Raw genomic sequence first — 1,556 nt, 5'->3', positions numbered from 1 at the left:
GCGCTGCTCTGCAGCTTGATTCCAATTGTTCGGATGTTGCTATAAATGCTGCGCCACTCTGTGGCTTGAGATTGGTGGAAAAGGAGTAAAGGTGCATAGCACCGAAGTCTTTATAGCAAAAGGTTAAGAACAAACCCCAAGGTACATCGTACCGTGGTATCTTAATAAGATATCATTAATACCAATCAAGGATTGATGTAATATTTGTTTAGAAAAATACCGCGCTGCTCTGCAGCTTGATTCCAATTGTTCGGATGTTGCTATAAATGCTGCGCCACTCTGTGGCTTGAGATTGGTGGAAAAGGAGCAAAGGTGCATAGCACCGAAGTCTTTATAGCAAAAGGTTAAGAACAAACCCCAAGGTGCATCGCACCGTGGTATCATAAAGAAACTCCTTCAAAAAAATCAAACAAATATCTTTCTTCAAATGCCATGTCATTCTTATTCAGAATTGATAGATACTCGTCCTTGAAAGATTTCTTTTTGTGATGTTCTCTTTGGGTTAAAACATACTTTGCTACACTGTCAATTTGTGAATGTGAATGCGAGAAACAGCCATAACCATTCTGCCAGCTGAATTTGAAAGGAGATAGTTTTCGTTGCTTAATCCAATTATTGGAAGAAGTCTTGATCTGCTCCACTAGCTTTGGAATTGACTTAATGGTATTGTAACCAATAAATATGTGTATGTGATCGTGAGCTGTACCTATTGCAATCAGCTTGTGTCCTTCATCTTGAACAATGCCTGTAATGTATTTTTCCAGTTCAGAAGACCAGGAATCAAGAATCAATGCATCTCTATTACGAACTGCAAAAATAAGGTGCATGTAACATTGTGAATATGTGTTTGCCATTTGTATTGATGAGTTTGTTGTATTTAAAAATAACAAAATGAGGTGATTGATGAAAATATTGCTTTGTGTTTATACCGCGCTGCTCTGCAGCTTATTCTAAATATATGGCATTGTGCTATAAATGCTACGCCACTCTGTGGCTTGAGATTGATGCAAAAGGAGTAAAGGTGCATAGCACCGATGTCTTTATAGCAAAATATTAAGCACGGACCTTAAGGTACATCGTACCGTGGTATCTTAATAAGATATCATTAATACCAATCAAGGATTGATGTAATATTTGGATAGAAATAATACCGCGCTGCTCTGCAGCTTGATTCCAATTGTTCGGATGTTGCTATAAATACTGCGCCACTCTGTGGCTTGGGATTGGTGGAAAAGGAGCAAAGGTGCATAGCACCGAAGTCTTTATAGCAAATGATTGAGAACAAGTATTCAGGTACGTAGTACCGTGGTATCCGAATAAGGTATCATTGATTGTTGTTGTATTAGGATAGAAATAATACCGCGCTGCTCTGCAGCTTGATTCCAATTGTTCGGATGTTGCTATAAATACTGCGCCACTCTGTGGCTTGGGATTGGTGGAAAAGGAGCAAAGGTGCATAGCACCGAAGTCTTTATAGCAAATGATTGAGAACAAGTATTCAGGTACGTAGTACCGTGGTATCCGAATAAGGTATCATTGATTGTTGTTGTATTAGG

General features: G+C 38.9%; 1 protein-coding gene. It reads right to left on the bottom strand.

Annotated features, from left to right (window positions below):
• Positions 1–380 precede the first annotated feature (380 nt).
• Positions 381–854: an IS200/IS605 family transposase gene (gene tnpA, locus BXY64_RS00030; protein WP_120237964.1), complete on the bottom strand. Its 474-nt coding sequence runs from the start codon at positions 852–854 to the stop codon at positions 381–383.
• Positions 855–1,556: the final 702 nt, after the last annotated feature.

The organism is Marinifilum flexuosum (assembly GCF_003610555.1).
Classification (GTDB): Bacteria; Bacteroidota; Bacteroidia; order Bacteroidales; family Marinifilaceae; genus Marinifilum; species Marinifilum flexuosum.
The sequence above is the reverse complement of the archived record's forward strand: the minus strand, read 5'-3'. Positions and strand labels throughout refer to the sequence as shown.

Coding starts and splice junctions, on each gene's coding strand:
- tnpA (WP_120237964.1), bottom strand. CDS start 854: ATGGCAAACACATATTCACAATGTTACATGCACCTTATTTTTGCAGTT.